Origin of the sequence: Gilliamella sp. Fer4-1 (assembly GCF_001690515.1) — a bacterium.
In the GTDB taxonomy this organism is placed as follows: domain Bacteria; phylum Pseudomonadota; class Gammaproteobacteria; order Enterobacterales; family Orbaceae; genus Gilliamella; species Gilliamella apicola_C.
The window spans coordinates 1-1253 of record NZ_LZGZ01000246.1 but is presented as its reverse complement, the minus strand read 5'-3'; the positions used below and the strand labels follow the sequence as shown (position 1 = coordinate 1253).

Genomic DNA, 1253 nt, shown 5'->3' with positions numbered 1-1253 from the left:
TTATAATAAATAAAAAAAATCAATTTATTATAAATGCGTCATCACAAAGAATATTAAAAGCCACAATGTAGCTTCTTAGTTAAATTAATTCCGTGCGTGAGGGTTGCTAGCTGACGTGCTTAAACTTAAAATTGCTTGGAAAGAATTTTCACAATTTAAACTATCCCCATCTATTTCACCGTTCTGGCACATTTTACGATATTTATCTGGTAATTCTTTGTTATTTTTGAATTCTTCTACACTATAGGTCTTCTCATTACATCCGAATAAAAAATATTATGATTCTTTTTGGTGCTTGTTTCTATATGGTAGAATGCAATCCTTTACCCTCACGTTCCATCACGTAAACTTGAAAACTAGACAGCAATAATAAATGAACATGTCTGCACATTAAAATAAATCGACATGTAATCAGATAAAGATAAAAAAGATATTTATGCTTATTAAATAATCATAAATAAGCTTGCAAATAAATAAAAAAGATCCTTTAATAAAAATAATATTCCCCCAACTAACACAGGCAGATAAATGAAAAAATTAACATTGATAATTTGCTTATTAATATCTGTAAACATTTCAGTTTTTGCACAACTAAATACAAAATACAATTTTAATGTTGAATATAAAAAAGCGACTGAACAAAATAACGCTCAAGCACAATACAATTTAGGTTATATGTATAACTATGGCCTAGGTGTTAAACAAGATTATGCAAAAGCTATTGAATGGTATCAAAAAGCAGTTAATCAAAATCACTCTGATGCCCAAGTAGCTTTAGGCTATATGTATGCTACAGGTCAAGGTGTAGAGCAAAATTTACTAAAAGGAAAAGAGTTATATGAAAAAGCAGCATTGAATGGTAATGCTCTAGGTCAATATAATATGGGGACACTTTACGAATTTGCAGAAAAAAAACATTATCGTAAAGGAATTGAACAAAATTTAAATGATAACAGTATCAGTCAAAATTATTTTAAAGCCAAAGATTGGTATGAAAAAGCAGCAAAACAAGGTAATAAAGAGGCACTCAATAATCTAGGCGTTTTCTATTATAACGAAACTGCTGTAAAAAAAAGCTACACGACAGCCAGAAAACTTTATGAGCAAGCTGCCCAAAAAGGCAATATGATGGCAAAACATAATTTAGCTAATATGTATTACAATGGATTGGGTGGGTTAAAAAAAGATTTTGCCAAAGGCGTTGAGTTAGATACTGAAGCTGCGGAATCTGGCAATCCAGATGCGCAATGTAG

1 protein-coding gene and 1 pseudogene are annotated in these 1253 nt (G+C 30.4%); one reads left to right on the top strand and one right to left on the bottom strand.

Annotated features, from left to right (window positions below; translation table 11 throughout):
* Positions 1-84 precede the first annotated feature (84 nt).
* A pseudogene (locus A9G30_RS13670) lies at positions 85-261 on the bottom strand (EexN family lipoprotein); the annotation flags it as partial.
* Between the two features lie 267 nt (positions 262-528).
* On the opposite strand from A9G30_RS13670, the gene A9G30_RS08615 reads away from it, so the two are divergent.
* The coding region (locus A9G30_RS08615) for a tetratricopeptide repeat protein (protein ID WP_141672054.1) at positions 529-1253 on the top strand (725 nt) is incomplete at its 3' end.